Annotated in this window: 16 protein-coding genes and 1 tRNA gene; 7 read left to right on the top strand and 10 right to left on the bottom strand. The window is 36.3% G+C overall.

From position 1 onward, the window contains the following. Window positions 1-56 precede the first annotated feature (56 nt). The gene (locus tag DYE19_RS01205) at window positions 57-1715 is read left to right on the top strand and encodes an ABC transporter permease (RefSeq protein WP_115322340.1); all 1659 of its coding nucleotides are present in this window, start codon (window positions 57-59) and stop codon (window positions 1713-1715) included. Window positions 1716-1717: 2 nt separating this feature from the next. Beyond that, entirely contained in the window at window positions 1718-2755 is a 1038-nt protein-coding gene (locus DYE19_RS01200; RefSeq protein WP_115322339.1) for an ABC transporter ATP-binding protein, read from the top strand. Between the two features lie 48 nt (window positions 2756-2803). Here the strand turns inward: DYE19_RS01200 and fadR are convergent, their stop codons facing one another. Continuing rightward, window positions 2804-3529 carry a fatty acid metabolism transcriptional regulator FadR gene (gene fadR / locus DYE19_RS01195; RefSeq protein ID WP_049215182.1) on the bottom strand — a complete coding sequence of 242 codons (726 nt, stop codon included), beginning with the start codon at window positions 3527-3529 and terminating at the stop codon, window positions 2804-2806. Between the two features lie 152 nt (window positions 3530-3681). On the opposite strand from fadR, the gene nhaB reads away from it, so the two are divergent. Beyond that, window positions 3682-5226, top strand: coding sequence for a Na(+)/H(+) antiporter NhaB (nhaB, locus tag DYE19_RS01190; RefSeq protein ID WP_115322338.1), 1545 nt, complete (start codon window positions 3682-3684; stop codon window positions 5224-5226). A gap of 15 nt (window positions 5227-5241) precedes the next feature. Then, window positions 5242-5778 (top strand): disulfide bond formation protein DsbB, encoded by a 537-nt coding sequence (gene dsbB, locus DYE19_RS01185; protein ID WP_115322337.1) that lies wholly within the window; start codon window positions 5242-5244, stop codon window positions 5776-5778. Between the two features lie 71 nt (window positions 5779-5849). On the opposite strand, the gene tnpA is transcribed toward dsbB, so the two are convergent. The 3 genes from tnpA to mltF all read right to left on the bottom strand — a co-directional run bounded on the left by tnpA (window position 5850) and on the right by mltF (window position 8165). Continuing rightward, the gene (gene tnpA, locus DYE19_RS01180; protein ID WP_115322336.1) at window positions 5850-6359 is read right to left on the bottom strand and encodes an IS200/IS605 family transposase; all 510 of its coding nucleotides are present in this window, start codon (window positions 6357-6359) and stop codon (window positions 5850-5852) included. 176 nt (window positions 6360-6535) lie between these two features. Continuing rightward, window positions 6536-6688: a hypothetical protein gene (locus DYE19_RS11230; RefSeq protein ID WP_162837296.1), complete on the bottom strand. Its 153-nt coding sequence runs from the start codon at window positions 6686-6688 to the stop codon at window positions 6536-6538. A 10-nt stretch (window positions 6689-6698) separates the two neighbouring features. Next, window positions 6699-8165, bottom strand: coding sequence for a membrane-bound lytic murein transglycosylase MltF (mltF, locus tag DYE19_RS01175; protein WP_115323561.1), 1467 nt, complete (start codon window positions 8163-8165; stop codon window positions 6699-6701). 314 nt (window positions 8166-8479) lie between these two features. Between mltF and DYE19_RS01170 the strand changes: the two genes are divergently transcribed. Both DYE19_RS01170 and gdhA read left to right on the top strand, forming a co-directional pair. Continuing rightward, a complete protein-coding gene (locus tag DYE19_RS01170; RefSeq protein WP_115322335.1) occupies window positions 8480-9106 on the top strand; it encodes a YchE family NAAT transporter in 627 nt (208 codons plus the stop codon). Between the two features lie 482 nt (window positions 9107-9588). Next, a complete protein-coding gene (gdhA, locus tag DYE19_RS01165; RefSeq protein ID WP_115322334.1) occupies window positions 9589-10935 on the top strand; it encodes an NADP-specific glutamate dehydrogenase in 1347 nt (448 codons plus the stop codon). 80 nt (window positions 10936-11015) lie between these two features. Here the strand turns inward: gdhA and purT are convergent, their stop codons facing one another. From purT to DYE19_RS01140, 5 genes are all read right to left on the bottom strand, one after another. Continuing rightward, window positions 11016-12197, bottom strand: a complete 1182-nt coding sequence (purT, locus tag DYE19_RS01160) for a formate-dependent phosphoribosylglycinamide formyltransferase (RefSeq protein WP_049215172.1) — start codon at window positions 12195-12197, stop codon at window positions 11016-11018. A gap of 37 nt (window positions 12198-12234) precedes the next feature. Then, window positions 12235-12741, bottom strand: coding sequence for an S-ribosylhomocysteine lyase (luxS, locus tag DYE19_RS01155; protein ID WP_049215170.1), 507 nt, complete (start codon window positions 12739-12741; stop codon window positions 12235-12237). 179 nt (window positions 12742-12920) lie between these two features. Continuing rightward, window positions 12921-13403, bottom strand: a complete 483-nt coding sequence (locus tag DYE19_RS01150) for a YqaA family protein (protein WP_049215168.1) — start codon at window positions 13401-13403, stop codon at window positions 12921-12923. Next, window positions 13396-14007, bottom strand: coding sequence for a sugar O-acetyltransferase (locus tag DYE19_RS01145; protein ID WP_115322333.1), 612 nt, complete (start codon window positions 14005-14007; stop codon window positions 13396-13398). The genes DYE19_RS01150 and DYE19_RS01145 overlap by 8 nt, the downstream gene beginning before the upstream one ends. Window positions 14008-14010: 3 nt before the next feature. Further along, complete coding sequence (locus DYE19_RS01140) at window positions 14011-14610, bottom strand: beta-phosphoglucomutase family hydrolase (RefSeq protein WP_049215164.1); 600 nt, start codon at window positions 14608-14610, stop codon at window positions 14011-14013. Window positions 14611-14730: 120 nt separating this feature from the next. Here DYE19_RS01140 and DYE19_RS01135 point away from each other — a divergent pair, with 120 nt between their 5' ends. Continuing rightward, on the top strand, window positions 14731-15126 hold the full coding sequence (locus DYE19_RS01135; RefSeq protein ID WP_115322332.1) for a hypothetical protein: 396 nt from the start codon (window positions 14731-14733) through the stop codon (window positions 15124-15126). Between the two features lie 117 nt (window positions 15127-15243). Here DYE19_RS01135 and DYE19_RS01130 read toward each other — a convergent pair. Beyond that, a tRNA-Arg gene (locus tag DYE19_RS01130) sits at window positions 15244-15320 on the bottom strand. Window positions 15321-15355: the final 35 nt, after the last annotated feature.

The following is a 15355-nucleotide window of genomic DNA, read 5'->3' as shown; positions in this document are numbered from 1 at the left end:
TTTAAGGGCGGCTTTTAGTCGCCCTTTAGGTTATTATTTATATTTGCGATTTTAAGATGTATTTACTCAAAAAAACAGCCTTAAATTTAACTGCACTTTTTATCGTGCTATTTTTCCTTTTACCTTTATTGTCTATTTTTTATCAATCTTGGCAAGCTGATTGGGAAAATATCCAACATCTTTGGCAAACTGTACTCACTGATTATAGTTTAAATTCTCTTCTGCTTGTCTTAGGTACTGTTTTTTTAAGTCTTATTTTTGCTATTCCTGCTGCTTGGATTATTTCAACTTATCAATTTACGGGGCAAAAGATATTACAGTGGGTGTTGTGTTTACCTCTAGCTATGCCTGCTTACTTAGTTGGTTATTTATATACAGACTTATTAGATTATGCAGGTCCTGTTCAATCTGTATTGCGCCAGTTTTTTGGTTGGGATAACCCTAAAGACTATTGGTTTCCAAGTATCCGCTCCCTAACTGGCGCCTGTTTTGTGCTCGCACTTGTTCTATATCCCTATGTTTTTTTGCTCGTTCGTGTTGCCTTATTAGAGCAATCAGAAAACTTAATCCATAGCGCAAAAACCTTAGGTGCAAATGCATTTTATTTATTTAGAAAAGTGACCTTTCCTTTAATTCGCCCAGCTATTGCTGCTGGTGCCTCATTAGTTGCTATGGAAACTCTAGGTGATTTTGGTACTGTTTATTATTTTGCTGTCCCCACGCTCACGACTGCGGTCTACGATACTTGGCTAGGTTATGGTGATTTAGGTTCAGCCAGCCAAATTTCACTTTTAATGCTATTTATGATTTTTAGCTTACTTTGGTTAGAACGTTATAGTCGCCGTAAACAAAAAACTTATCAGCGTGGTTATGAGAAAAAACGCAGTTTAAAACCGCTATCTGGTATGAAATTATTTCTTGCTCAAACTTACTGTTGGGGATTGGTGAGCATTGCTTTTGTCATCCCTTTTATAAAACTAATTTATTGGGCTGTCTCTTATTTTGATATTACTCAAGCAGACAACTTTTTGAAATATGCTTATCACAGTTTATCAAGCTCAATGATTGCAGCCGTTGTTTGTGTACTTTTAGCTTTATTTCTACATTTTTTTAATCGACTGGCATTACAACAATCACCGCGACAACAACAAACCGCTTATTACGGTCTTCAATTGTCATCATTAGGCTACGCTGTGCCTGGCACGGTACTAGCTATTGGGATTCTCATTCCTTATACGAGTGCAGACCATCTGCTCAATACGCTATTTAAATCACTAGGTATTTCACCTGTTGGATTAATTTTCTCGGGCTCAATGTTTGCATTACTCTCAGCCTATACAATACGCTTTTCTGCTATGGCAATTGGTGGAATTGAAACATCTTTTCAAAAAATTTCACCGTCGTTAGATATGGCAAGTCGAACATTAGGGCACAATGGTTTTAGGATGCTACGCCTTGTCCATATGCCACTACTTTCCAAAGGCATTTTGACAGCGTTAATGATGGTTTTCATTGAAACAATGAAAGAATTGAATGCCTCATTACTATTACGCCCCTTCAATTTTGACACGTTAGCAACACATGTCTTTACTTTTACTTCAGATGAACAACTTGAACAAGCAGCTCTACCAGCTATCGCATTAGTTTTAGTTGGATTACTGCCTGTGATTTGGTTAACTCGTTCACTCGTTCTTAATTCAGAAAAAGATCGCTAATTATGACTATATTACAAATCTCCCAACTTACTTGTGGTTACAATGCTGAAAATGTACTAAAGGACTTAGATCTCACAATGGCAAAAAACGAGATTTTGTGTTTACTTGGGGCAAGTGGTTGTGGCAAAACGACATTATTAAAATCTATTGCTGGTTTACAAGAAATTGAGAAAGGAGAAATCCTATTTAACCAACAAAACTTGGCGAAGCTACCTGTTGAAAAACGGCAAATTGGAGTTATTTTCCAAGACTATGCGCTGTTTCCTCACTTAACAGTTAAAGAAAATATCGCTTTTGGGTTACAACATAAAAGCCGTACTGAAAAGCAAAATATGATTGAAAAAATGACCGCTCTTGTGCGTTTAACAGGTCTCTTAGAACGTTATCCTTATGAACTATCAGGCGGTCAACAGCAACGTGTGGCAATCGCGCGAGCATTAGCGTGCGAACCTCGTTTACTATTATTAGATGAGCCTTTTTCTAATATTGATAGTCAAGTACGCTACCAAATGATTGATGAAATCAAAGAGATTTTAAAAAGCCAACAAATACCTGCTATTTTTGTTACTCATAGTAAGGAAGAAGCATTCGCTTTTGCAGATAAACTTGCCATTATGGATAAGGGAAAAATTGTTCAAATCGGTCATGTTGATGCACTATATCAAATGCCAATTAATAAATTTGTTGCTGAGTTTTTAGGGAATGTGAATTATTTAGACTGTCAAATAACATCAGAGAATAGTTTTGAGTCTCCCATTGGTCATTACCAATTTGAACAAGTGCTCAAGTTTTCCAATGGAAAACTAATTGACTGTATAAAACAAGTAGATTGGTTAGTACGACCACAAAGCTTTCAAATTCATCGTGATGATAGTGGTTCAGGCTTTATCATTAAAAAACGTTTTCTCGGTCCTTATTGTCAATATGATGTAAAAATAAATGATAAGATATTTACTGTACAGAGTCCCAAAAATTTCCCTGTAGGCGAAAGAGTGCGTTTAAATTATAAATGTACTTTGCCGATTTTATTCGAGAAATAAAAGAGACAGACATATAAACAAAAACAGCGTATTACACGCTGTTTTTGTTTAATCACTAAAATTCTCAGGTAAAAACTCTTGCATTTGTGCCCAAATCACACCACTGTCTTTACCATATTGACGGATACACTCTTTCACCTCTGAAGTTTGCTGAGTTTCACAAAGATGACGTAATTGGGTATAAAAAACTTTAGCTAGATCGCGTGCCGCAGGATTTGAAAAATAAAACAAGCCTACTCGCGAATACAACCCTTTTAAGCTATTTAATATCAATCCATACACAGGGTTATCTGAGGCAAAAGCTAATTTACGAAATAAATCATAGTCAAAATTAGTATAGGCTTCCGCACTGTTTTCTAATGTATCTAATGCATTAAATATACTGAGTGATTTCTCAGGTTCTAATTTAAACGCTTTTTGGATATAAATCGCTGAGATATTAGTTCTTGCAGAAAGTACATTAGAAATAAAACTTGGCAGTTTAGTACTATCCAAACGAATTAATACTTCTAAAATATTTAAACCTGAGGTTTCCCAAATATCATTGACCTTTGTTGGTTTACCATGTTGGATATTCAACCACCCATCACGCGCAAGACGTTGTAAAACTTCGCGCAAAGTCGTACGAGTCACGCCTATTTTTTCAGCTAGCTCTCGCTCTGCTGGTAAATCAGAACCTGGTGGAAAATGGTTATTCCAAATACTTCTGACAATATATTCTTCCGCTAAACCAGCCGGGCTTTGAGCTTTTAAAAGAGGTTGATCATTATTCATACATTTCTTCTAGTTGATTAAATTTAAAATGTGATACAGCTAACAAATAGTTATTTTAAGTATTATCGTGCAATGAAGTATATATTACAATTATCTTAATTATATGCAAAATTTTTCAAAATATTAAATATTAAACTAAGGTGGTAGTACAAATGAGTTATACTCAAGCATTCCTAAAAAATTTTTTAGGAGCAAGTCCTGATTGGTATAAAATCGCAATTGTTGCGTTTCTTATCATTAATCCAATAGTCTTTTTCCTTATTAGTCCTTTTGTAGCGGGCTGGTTACTGGTTGCAGAATTTATCTTTACATTGGCAATGGCGCTAAAATGCTATCCCCTCCAACCAGGTGGCTTACTTGCACTGGAGGCTGTTGCAATCGGTATGACACATCCCGAACATGTAAAAGCAGAAATTTTGGCAAACTTTGAAGTCCTTCTGCTATTAATTTTCATGGTTGCGGGCATTTATTTCATGAAACAACTTCTCTTGTTTGTTTTTACTAAACTTCTTTTAAGTATCCGCTCTAAACTGACACTCTCTCTTGCATTTTGTCTGAGTGCAGCCTTCCTATCTGCATTTTTAGATGCGTTAACAGTTGTTGCCGTCATTATTAGTGTCGGCATGGGGTTCTATGGTGTCTATCACAAAGTTGCATCAGGTAATAATTTCAATGACTCAACAGATATTACTAAAGATGACAAGATAGGTACAAATAAAGAAACATTAGAACAATTTCGTTCATTTTTACGTAGTTTAATGATGCACTCCTGTATCGGAACTGCATTAGGTGGTGTCATGACGATGGTAGGTGAACCACAAAACTTAATTATTGCAGAGCAAGCTAAGTGGGGATTTGCAGAATTCTTTTTACGCATGTTACCTGTCACACTGCCTGTTCTTTTCTGTGGTTTAATCACCTGTTGGTTAGTCGAAAAGTTCCGTCTTTTTGGCTATGGTGCTAAATTACCACGTAAAGTATGGGGTATCCTAGCGAAGTTCGATCGCAATAATCAACAAAAAATGTCACAACAAGATCGCTTAAGACTCTTATGTCAAGCACTAATTGGTATCTGGTTAGTGATTGGTTTAGCTTTTCATTTAGCAGCAGTCGGTATTATTGGTTTAACAGTTATTATCCTTGCTACTTCATTCTGTGGTATAACAAGCGAACATGCTATTGGAAAAGCATTCCAAGAATCATTACCCTTTACAGCATTACTCGCAGTATTCTTTTCTGTCGTAGCAGTTATCATTGACCAGCAATTATTTGCGCCGATTATCCAATTTGTTCTCTCTGCAAGTGAAAATGCACAATTAGCGCTGTTCTACACATTCAATGGTTTATTATCTGCAATTTCAGATAATGTTTTTGTTGCCACTGTCTATATTAATGAAACAAAGGCAGCTCTTGAAGCAGGACTCATCTCTCAGGCTCAATATGAATTATTAGCTGTTGCGATTAATACAGGAACAAATCTACCTTCAGTCGCTACACCAAATGGTCAAGCAGCCTTTTTATTTTTATTAACATCGTCACTCGCACCATTAATTCGTTTGTCTTATGGCAGAATGGTCTATATGGCACTACCTTATACTATTGTATTATCTGTCATTGGGCTGTTAGCAGTTGAATTTCTTTTACCAAGTACAACAGCCGCGCTCATTCAATTTGGTCTTATCGCACCAATGCCATAATGTGCAGGAGGAAGAATGCTAAGTTTTTTTAAAACACTATCAACAAAACGAAGTGGCTGGTTTCTACTATTATTTTCAGCATTAGCACTAGAAGGGATCGCGCTTTACTTCCAACATGGTATGGGATTACAACCTTGTGTAATGTGTATTTATGAGCGAGTCGCAATACTTGGCATTGCTTTTGCGGGTTTATTTGGTTTGCTTTATCCTAACTCAATGATTTTACGCTTAATTGCATTAATTTTAGGGTTAGGTAGTGCTATAAAAGGGCTAATGATAAGTTTAACACATTTAGATTTCCAACTTTATCCAGCGCCTTGGAAACAATGTTCAGCATTTGCTGAATTTCCTGAAACATTGCCATTAGATAAATGGTTTCCTTATCTCTTCCAACCTTATGGTTCTTGTAGTGAAATATCGTGGCAGTTTTTAGGCTTTTCGATGGTACAGTGGTTAGTTGTGATTTTCAGCGTCTATACATTACTACTCGCTCTTTTATTTATTAGTCAGATTAAGCGCCTTAAACCCAAACAACGTATGTTATTTCATTAAAAATAACAATCCGCCCGTAAAACGGGCGGTTTTTAGGCCACCCTATAAGGGCCTAGTACTTCACATGCCCCTCAAGGGGCATGTGAGGTCTGACAACCGTTCAATAACTCTGTTGCCTCCCCCTTAAAAGGGTCCATATATTCTTTCTTCGATAAATTATCCTGAATCATATCTTCCTTTTCCTGATTTCGGATATATTCCTCTACAATTTTTGTATTTAAACCTACTGTACTTACATAATAGCCTTTCGCCCAAAAATTTCGATTCCCATACTTATATTTTAAATTTGCATGTCTTTCAAATATCATTAGCGATGACTTACCTTTTAAATACCCCATAAAACTTGAAACGGCCAGTTTTGGAGGTATCCTTAACAGCATATGGATATGATCTTTCATTGCATATGCCTCTATTATCTCTACATTCTTGTAGTGACATAATTGTCTTAGTATCCCTCCTATATCAACTCGCAATTTTCCATAAATTGCTTTTCTCCTATACTTAGGGATAAAGACTATGTGGTACTTACAGTTCCATCTTGTGTGTGATAGACTTGAATCGTCATTGGATTTACTTGCCATGACTTATCCTCCTATATGTTGAATTTTGGTTGTCAGCCTTGTTCATTATAGGAGGATGTTTTGTTCTGCTCACCGCTTAAGCTTTTCTGTTCCATACGCAAAGCGTATGGTTTTTATAGCTAGACTTTGTCTAGCTATAAATAAAAATAGTGTAGCGAAAAGCTACACTATTTTTATTAACATTGAATTTCTTGAACGACAAATTGTAATGAATGTCTTGCCAGTAATCGCGCTTTGCGTTGTTTTAAACGCTTTAAACGTAACGCTCGTCCTTGTGATAAACGATACAATTTTTTTGTTGGCTTTAAAAAGCTTTTACGTCTAGCCATAGTATCCCTCTTATTGTGTTACAACTGTTTTAGTTATTGTGTCTACTTCCGTATTAAGTTCATCTGAATTCATCTTTTCTAGCTCAATCTCATCGATATTCGCTTGCTGAATACGGTAATAATGCACAATGCTATTCATATAACGTCGAATATTTTCAACATAATGATAGGCTTCATATCCTCTTGCATAACCATATTTTAAGTTCGTGTAGTAACGTTTTTCAGCTAATAGAGGCAAGTTCTTTTTCACATCCAGCCAGTTATCAGGATCACCACCTAAACTTTTAGTTAAACGACGAGCATCAAGTAAATGCCCCAATCCCATGTTATAGGCAGCTAATGCGAACCAAATACGCTCATCTTCTGCAATAGTATCTGGCATTTGTGTAATCAGCCAATGTAAATATTCTGAACCAGCTTTGATACTTTGTTCAGGATCTGTCCTATCTTTTATACGCATACGATCGGCTGTTGCTTTGGTCAACATCATCATTCCACGTACGCCTGTCGGAGAGGTCGCATCTGGATTCCAGTGAGATTCTTGATAAGCAATTGCTGCTAATAAACGCCAATCTAAATTTCCTTTATACTTTTCAAATAATGGCGCAAATTTAGGTAGTACAGTTTCAATTGCTCTTAAATAACTGCGTGTATCAACGTAATCAAATTGTGCTAGATGATTAAAGTATTTTTCTTCGATACGTGCAATTAAACCCGTTTCAATGGCACTGTTCATGAAGTCTAGTAAGGATGCTTGTAACTCACTGTAAGAGTTACTCGGTAAATACCAATGGACTGTCGATTCATCTGTCACATCAAAAGCGACTGCAACATTAGGTTTAATTTGTTGAACCGCTGACACATCAATGGAATTGGCAATCACGTAATCTATTTTACCGTTTGCCATCTGAATTAATAATTCTTCTGGGGTGAGCTTTTCATTCACCTTCCAACTGAGCGAAGAAAACTTCTCTTTTGCTTCTTCTAATAATGTGATGAGTTCTGAGCCAGAGGCAATACTGACTGTACTTTTTAACTCACCTAAGCTACGTGGACGTTCAGTACCTTTACGATAGACTAATTGCCAAGAGGCTGAATTATAAGTAGGTCCGACTTGAAATTTCTCTAATTTCTTTGCTTGATATAATAAATTTGCCGCTGCAATATCAATTTTATTATTTTCTAAAGCTTGAAATAGTTCATCTGCATTCGTCATGACTGAAATTTCAAGATCAACATTAAGATAGTCCGCAAAGGCTTTGCTCAATTCATATTCCAATCCTGCTGGCTGTCCTGAATGATCAATAAAATAAGAAATCGGATTATTAATCGTTCCCACAACTAATTTACCGCGATGTTGTATCGCGGTATAACGATTCTCTTCCGAGCGCATTATTTGTTGCCAAGGAAATACCATATCTACTGCCCACAATAGCAATGCTACTATAGCAATAATACGTATAAATAAACCCTTCAAATGACCTCTTTCTAATGTGATGACGTTAAATTTAGGCATTTTAACTATTAAATTGCAATTAGACAAACTAAAAAAGTGCGGTTATTTTTGATCGAATTTTCGATATGGTGTCGTACCAGTTCAAGATTCTGCCACTATAGTCCTTCGATCTATAACTCAAGCTTTATGTTAGAAAGCGACTCGGCTCAGGCAATAAATGGCATGTTATTTTGATAAAACGCAATGTGCTTGTGTACTTTCCTTGTATATTGAGAAGTGCATCCATATAATGTGCGCACATACATTCCTGCTATCATTTTAATAGGAGACTTAAGATGGATCTTGCGATTTATCTTCAATTTTTTATTGGATTAATTGCACTGGTTAATCCATTAGGCGTTGTACCAATTTTTTATTCAATGACAGCATCGCTATCAAAAGAACAACAAAATAAAACGGGGTTAATCACTTGTATTTCTATTGTGATTATCTTATTGGTCAGTTTCTTCTTCGGTAACTTTATTCTCAATGCCTTTCATATTTCCATTGATTCTTTCCGTATCGCAGGCGGAATTGTCGTAATTTTAATCGCATTAACGATGATTAACGGGAAAATTGGTGAGCATAAAATCAATAAAGAAGAAAAAAATGAAAACTTTGATGACTATAATAACATTGCAGTTGTCCCTCTTGCGATGCCCATTATGGCGGGTCCAGGGTCTATTAGTGCCACCATCGTCTTTGGCTCAACACAACATAGTATTGTCGATTATTTTTATTCTTCCATTACTATTATGTTATTTGGCTTAGGTTGTTATATTTTATTTCGCTACTCTGAACCTGTAATCAAAAAACTGGGGAAAACAGGTTCTAATGTCATTACACGTATTATGGGCTTGCTATTGATGTCACTTGGTATTGAAATTATCATCGGGGGATTAAGAAACTTAGGGATTGTATAAACTCGCTATAAGTCTTTAATCTTAGGGAAATACGTTACCCGATTTAACTTGCCTTAAATAAGGTAACGTGTTTTCAAGATATAGGGCAATACAACATTCTGATTTTACAACCCTCTGTTTCATATTCAAATGACTCATGATATAGATATCAATCTCCCTCCAAAGAGTATAGTTGCTAAAAAGTACCTCTCTCATCTCCGCATTTTAACTATCATTAAACCTTTTCACCATTTTATCTATTTCAATTTTTATGATACAAAAATAAACTTTCACCAATATAAAAGAAACAATTTAAAATAATTCTAAAAGAAACGCATTTTATTTAAATTAAATTTAATTTCATTTTATTTTTTTAAAATATAGAAAAAAAAGATTTGCATAAGCATTTCATTCTGTTCAATACTCTGTCCTGTGCCAAACAAGGCGAACAACTATAATAAATTGCAAACATCTTTAAATATCATATTCAGAAGGAAATCATTATGTCTCAAGTTGCATCATTAGAAGCATTTTTAGAAAAAGTTGCACAGCGCGATGGCGCACAACCCGAATTTTTACAAGCAGTCAAAGAGGTCTTAACATCCATCTGGCCTTTTCTTGAAAAAAATCCTAAATATCGTTCACAAGCTCTATTAGAGCGTCTAGTTGAACCTGAACGCGCAATTCAATTTCGTGTAGCATGGACAGATGATCAAGGTCAAGTACAAGTAAACCGCGCATTTCGCGTGCAATACAATAGCGCAATTGGTCCGTTTAAAGGCGGCATGCGTTTCCACCCATCGGTTAATTTATCTATTCTAAAATTTTTAGGCTTTGAACAAGTATTTAAAAATGCTTTAACAACATTACCGATGGGAGGTGGTAAAGGTGGCTCAGACTTTGATCCTAAAGGGAAAAGTGATGCTGAAGTGATGCGTTTCTGTCAAGCACTTATGATCGAATTATATCGTCATTTAGGTCCAGATACGGATGTACCGGCGGGAGATATTGGTGTGGGTGGTCGTGAAGTCGGCTATTTAGCAGGTATGATGAAAAAATTATCTAATCAAACAGGCAGTGTATTCACGGGTAAAGGTTTGACCTTTGGTGGAAGCTTAATTCGCCCAGAAGCAACAGGTTATGGCTTAGTTTATTTTGCACAAGCTATGCTTGCAGAAAAAGGACAAAGCTTTTCTGGCAAAATTGTTGCAGTTTCAGGCTCAGGTAATGTTGCACAATATGCTATTGAAAAAGCGTTAGAATTTGGTGCGAAAGTCGTCACTTGTTCAGACTCTGCGGGCTATGTATATGATGAATCTGGGTTCACAACAGAAAAGCTGGCAGCACTAATGGAAATCAAAAATGTAAAACGTGGTCGTGTAAAAGAATATGCAGAACAATTCGGTTTAAAATATGTAGAAGGCAAACGACCTTGGGAAATTAAAGTAGATATTGCTCTACCTTGTGCAACACAAAATGAAATTGAACTTGAAGATGCAAAAGTATTAGTTTCTAACGGTGTACAGCTTGTAGCGGAAGGCGCTAATATGCCGACTACAATTGAAGCAACTGATGCTTTCTTAGATGCGGGAGTCTTATTCGGTCCAGGTAAGGCAGCTAACGCAGGCGGTGTAGCAACCTCTGGTTTAGAAATGTCACAGAATGCACAACGTTTAAGTTGGACACGTGAAGAAGTTGATGCCAAATTACAGCGAATCATGCTTGATATTCATGCTAACTGTAAAAAATATGGTTTAGATAACCAAGGTAATATTAACTATGTCGTGGGTGCAAATGTCGCGGGTTTCGTCAAAGTAGCGGATGCGATGTTAGCACAAGGTGTATTCTAACTCTTGATAGAAACAACTATGAAAATGACCGCACTTTTTCTTATACAATACGAAAGTGCGGTCAATTTTTTATCTAATTTTTAAAGCGAAATCTCTAATTGATCATAAGCATGACGTACTTTATCTAAGGCATTTTCCACAGAATTATCTCGAGCCAAAATCACCCCCATACGACGATGCCCCTTCACTTCACCTTTACCAAATAAACGAATATTTGTATTCGGTTTAGCCAGAACTTCCGCTAAATTACCAAATTGAACTTGATTTGACTGCCCTTCTACTACAATTGCTTTAGAGGCTGACGGGCTAATTAAATGAATCTCTGGAATTGGCAAACCTAAAATAGCGCGTGCATGTAATGCAAATTCTGATAATTCTTGTGAAATTAGCGTCACCATCCCAGTATCATGAGGGCGTGGAGAAACTTCATTAAAAATCACCTCATCACCACAAACAAACATTTCTACACCAAAAATACCACGACCACCTAGTGCCGTCGTAATTTTTTCTGCGATCTCTTGCGCCTTAGCTAGAGCGACATGTGACATTGCTTGAGGTTGCCAAGACTCACGATAATCACCATCAATTTGTATATGACCAATTGGTGCTAAAAAAGAAGTGCCATGAATATGGCGTACAGTTAATAATGTAATTTCATAATCAAATTTCACAAATCCTTCGACAATAACGCGACCACCACCAGCACGCCCACCTTGTTGTGCATAATCCCACGCTTTTTGCATATCATCTGCGGATTTTAAAATGCTTTGTCCATGACCAGAAGAAGACATTATTGGTTTAACGACACAAGGCAACCCAATTTTTTCCACCGCAACTTTGAAATCTGCAAAATTATCTACGAATTGAAAATGTGAGGTTGGCAATCCTAGCTCTTCAGCAGCTAAACGACGAATTCCTTCCCGATTCATTGTTAGTTGAGTGGCTTTCGCTGTTGGAATCACATTAAAGCCTGCCTGTTCAAGTTCTACTAATGTTGCTGTCGCGATTGCTTCTACTTCTGGCACAATATAATCTGGCTTTTCTTGTTCTACTAAAGCTTTTAATGCCTCACCATCTAACATGGAAATAGTATAGGCTCGATGTGCAACTTGTTGAGCAGGTGCATTTTCATAACGATCAACCGCAATAACCTCAACACCTAAACGCTGCAATTCAATCACCACTTCTTTTCCTAATTCACCAGACCCAAGCATCATCACTTTCGTTGCTTTTGGCGTTAAAGGCGTACCAATTATTGTCATATTCATTTCCTTCTGGCTATGTTGTCTGAATATAAGATTATGAGTTTAATAATTTTTCATCAAGCAACAAGTCTTCATTCTTATTCACGCGAATACCTGTTGAAATGACATTCAGCGCAATTTGATGTGCATCTGAAAGCGAATGCTCTGTATAGCTACCACATTGATATTCATTTAACTCTGGAATTTGGCTTTGTTCTTTTACGCTAAGAACATCTTGCATTGAGGCCAACCAAGCTGCTGCAACCTGATGCTCATTCGGTGTGCCAATTAATGACATATAAAAGCCTGTACGGCAGCCCATTGGTGAAATATCAATAATTTCAACATGATCACTATTTAAGTGGTCGCGCATAAAACCAGCAAACAAATGCTCTAAAGTATGAATTCCTTTAGGGGATAAAATATCTTTATTTGGTGCACAAAAACGCAAATCAAAGACACTAATGTCATCCCCTTTTGGGGTGCGCATCGTTTTAGCAATACGTACAGCAGGAGCATTCATTCGAGTATGGTCGACTTTAAAACTATCAAGTAATGGCATAATGACTTCCTTTAAATTATCAACTAATCTTAATTCCGATTAAATTTTTTGAACTTTACTATAAAGTACCTGTCTTAAAATACAGCAACTTGCAGTTGTTTTTAATAAAATTGGTTCCTTAGGTTATTTCACCACCCTTTAGGGTGGTGTTTTTTATGTTAAAAACATATTTATTTTACTTAAATTGCAAACAAATTCATCGTTAATAACAACAAAAAAAGATAACGTACTAACTTACCAAATGTAATGAGAATCAATGCACCAAACATATTGATGCGTAACCAGCCCGCTACAGCACAAAACATATCTCCGACAACAGGTAACCAACTAAAAAATAAGCTCCAAATACCATAGCGTTGAATTCGATTAACGACCCATTCAAAACGTGGATGTTGCTGCTGTTTTTCTGACAGTTGAGGTAATAATCGCCCAAGCCAATAGGTGCTAAAACTTCCTAGACTATTACCTAATACAGCAATCATAAATAAACTTATTATCTGCTCGTTTAACAAGCTATTCTGATTTAAAGCCAAAGGTGTTAATAATCCAATAAAAACAACTTCTGAATTACCAGGTAAAACTGTAGCACTTAAAAATGCACTGACAAACATCAAATATAAGCTATGCTGTTGCCAGAACTCCCAAGACCATAAATCAATCATTTAAATTAGGTTTAAAACGTTGTAAATAATCATCACGATCTTTTGCACTAATTGTTCTTAATACTCTACATGGGTTACCTACTGCGACACAATTAGCTGGAATATCTTGCGTAACAATAGAACCAGCACCTATTACAGAATTATCACCAATTGTTACGCCACCTAAAATCACAACATTACCACCAATCCATACATTATTCCCAATCACGATAGGTAATGCTTGTTCCCATTCTGCTTTACGTAACTCAGGATCAATTGGATGACCAACAGTATATAAGCTCACATTTGGTGCAAATAGCACATCATCACCAATTCTCACTCCACCAGTATCTAAAATCGTACAATTGTAATTAGCAAAAAAATTTTTACCTATTTCAATAAATTGACCATAATCGCAATAGAAAGGGGAATTAATATGTGGGGTATTCGTTGCTTTACCAAGAATTGTTAGAATTAAACGCTCTTTGTTCTTTTTATCAGACGGGAGAGTTAAAATATTATATTCATATAATAGCTCTTTATTACGCAGTCGTAATTCGGCTAATTCATTATCATACGGCTGGTGTGCTAAGCCTGTGAGCATTCTTTCTTTATCTGTTAGCATATATTATCCTGTAATTAATGTGTTCGTTCTCACATCAAACACATGCATACCTGCAGCTAACCCTGCTTGTATACCTAAATCCCCATCTTCAAAAACTAAACAATCTTGTGGCTTAGTTTTAATTACCTCAGCGCAACGTAAAAAAGTATCAGGCTCAGGCTTATGTTTTTCCACATCCTCCGAAGTAACAATCGCATCAAAACAATAAGCAATATCCAATTTATCTAGTAGCAAATGCGTCATTTCACGATGCGATCCTGTCCCTAACGCCAGTGGCTTTTGCCTATAAAAATGCCTTGCTACATCGGCGGCAGGTAAAAGTGTCGCTTGGTTTAAAATAAGTGCTTTACCAAACTGACGTTTTAAACGCATCACATCTTGTAATAACGTTGAAGGCATATTGGCTTCTTGCATGATTGCTTGTGCAATCGCCTGTAGTGGTGCGCCTGCCATGTTATACATAATTTCAGGTTTTAAGGTATAACCATAATGCTCACCAACCATCAACCAAGCTTTTGCATGACACGGCATAGTATCGATTAAAGTACCATCCATATCAAAAATTAATCCAGCATATTGGTTAAAACGTTGTTTATCTAACATCACTTACCTGCTCTCAGCGTAATTTAAATTATGTGTATTGTGCTATAAATTTGTGATCTATGCACTGTTTAATTCTATAGAATTGAGCTAGACTGAATAATAAGTCGTAGTGAGGAAAATATGAATATTCAATCTCATTTGGAAATGTTACAAGTTCGTAAATTAATTGATGAGCAAATTATTGAAATTGTATTCAATGCACGACATCATTTAGCACAGCATTGGTATGTTGATGTAAATAGAGCACAAGCTACGACTCTGCTTATTCATTTAGCTAATTCACTTGGTAGAATTAAGCGTCAACATTGTGCGTCACCTTTACATAAGGATTTTCAAGCCAAGATTCAAAGTGCGGTCTGTTTCCCGACAGTATTAGCAATACATGAAGAAATTTTACAACTGATTCCCTTCCCTATCCCTGCTAATGAGCAGAGCTATTTCTTAGCCAATTATTATTCGCTTTTACTTGATCAACCACAAATTTTAGAGAAGCTAGAACAAATAGCAATTCAATAAGATGACAAGTTAACCCATCAATTCTTTACTAGAAATAAACTATTCTTCTATAGAAAGTCACGCTAGATAGCAGATAAATTAATAATTTGAATCTAAAAGGGAAATTAAGATATAAAATGGCGCACCCGAGAGGATTCGAACCTCTGACCGCTCGGTTCGTAGCCGAGTACTCTATCCAGCTGAGCTACGGGTGCGTATAATGGGAATTTTATTTACTTGCTTAAACCAT

The sequence above is a fragment of the Pasteurella canis genome, assembly GCF_900454865.1.
Classification (GTDB): domain Bacteria; phylum Pseudomonadota; class Gammaproteobacteria; order Enterobacterales; family Pasteurellaceae; genus Pasteurella; species Pasteurella canis.
This window is presented reverse-complemented; position numbering and strand designations above follow the sequence as displayed.

What these genes read in the sequence shown, in the direction of transcription:
- DYE19_RS01170 (WP_115322335.1), top strand. Translation starts at nt 8,480, where the DNA reads ATGGATCTTGCGATTTATCTTCAATTTTTTATTGGATTAATTGCACTG.
- DYE19_RS01150 (WP_049215168.1), bottom strand. Translation starts at nt 13,403, where the DNA reads ATGATTGATTTATGGTCTTGGGAGTTCTGGCAACAGCATAGCTTATAT.
- DYE19_RS01205 (WP_115322340.1), top strand. Translation starts at nt 57, where the DNA reads ATGTATTTACTCAAAAAAACAGCCTTAAATTTAACTGCACTTTTTATC.
- fadR (WP_049215182.1), bottom strand. Translation starts at nt 3,529, where the DNA reads ATGAATAATGATCAACCTCTTTTAAAAGCTCAAAGCCCGGCTGGTTTA.
- DYE19_RS01135 (WP_115322332.1), top strand. Translation starts at nt 14,731, where the DNA reads ATGAATATTCAATCTCATTTGGAAATGTTACAAGTTCGTAAATTAATT.
- tnpA (WP_115322336.1), bottom strand. Translation starts at nt 6,359, where the DNA reads ATGGCAAGTAAATCCAATGACGATTCAAGTCTATCACACACAAGATGG.
- purT (WP_049215172.1), bottom strand. Translation starts at nt 12,197, where the DNA reads ATGACAATAATTGGTACGCCTTTAACGCCAAAAGCAACGAAAGTGATG.
- gdhA (WP_115322334.1), top strand. Translation starts at nt 9,589, where the DNA reads ATGTCTCAAGTTGCATCATTAGAAGCATTTTTAGAAAAAGTTGCACAG.
- DYE19_RS01200 (WP_115322339.1), top strand. Translation starts at nt 1,718, where the DNA reads ATGACTATATTACAAATCTCCCAACTTACTTGTGGTTACAATGCTGAA.
- DYE19_RS01145 (WP_115322333.1), bottom strand. Translation starts at nt 14,007, where the DNA reads ATGCTAACAGATAAAGAAAGAATGCTCACAGGCTTAGCACACCAGCCG.
- DYE19_RS11230 (WP_162837296.1), bottom strand. Translation starts at nt 6,688, where the DNA reads ATGGCTAGACGTAAAAGCTTTTTAAAGCCAACAAAAAAATTGTATCGT.
- nhaB (WP_115322338.1), top strand. Translation starts at nt 3,682, where the DNA reads ATGAGTTATACTCAAGCATTCCTAAAAAATTTTTTAGGAGCAAGTCCT.
- dsbB (WP_115322337.1), top strand. Translation starts at nt 5,242, where the DNA reads ATGCTAAGTTTTTTTAAAACACTATCAACAAAACGAAGTGGCTGGTTT.
- DYE19_RS01140 (WP_049215164.1), bottom strand. Translation starts at nt 14,610, where the DNA reads ATGTTAGATAAACAACGTTTTAACCAATATGCTGGATTAATTTTTGAT.
- luxS (WP_049215170.1), bottom strand. Translation starts at nt 12,741, where the DNA reads ATGCCATTACTTGATAGTTTTAAAGTCGACCATACTCGAATGAATGCT.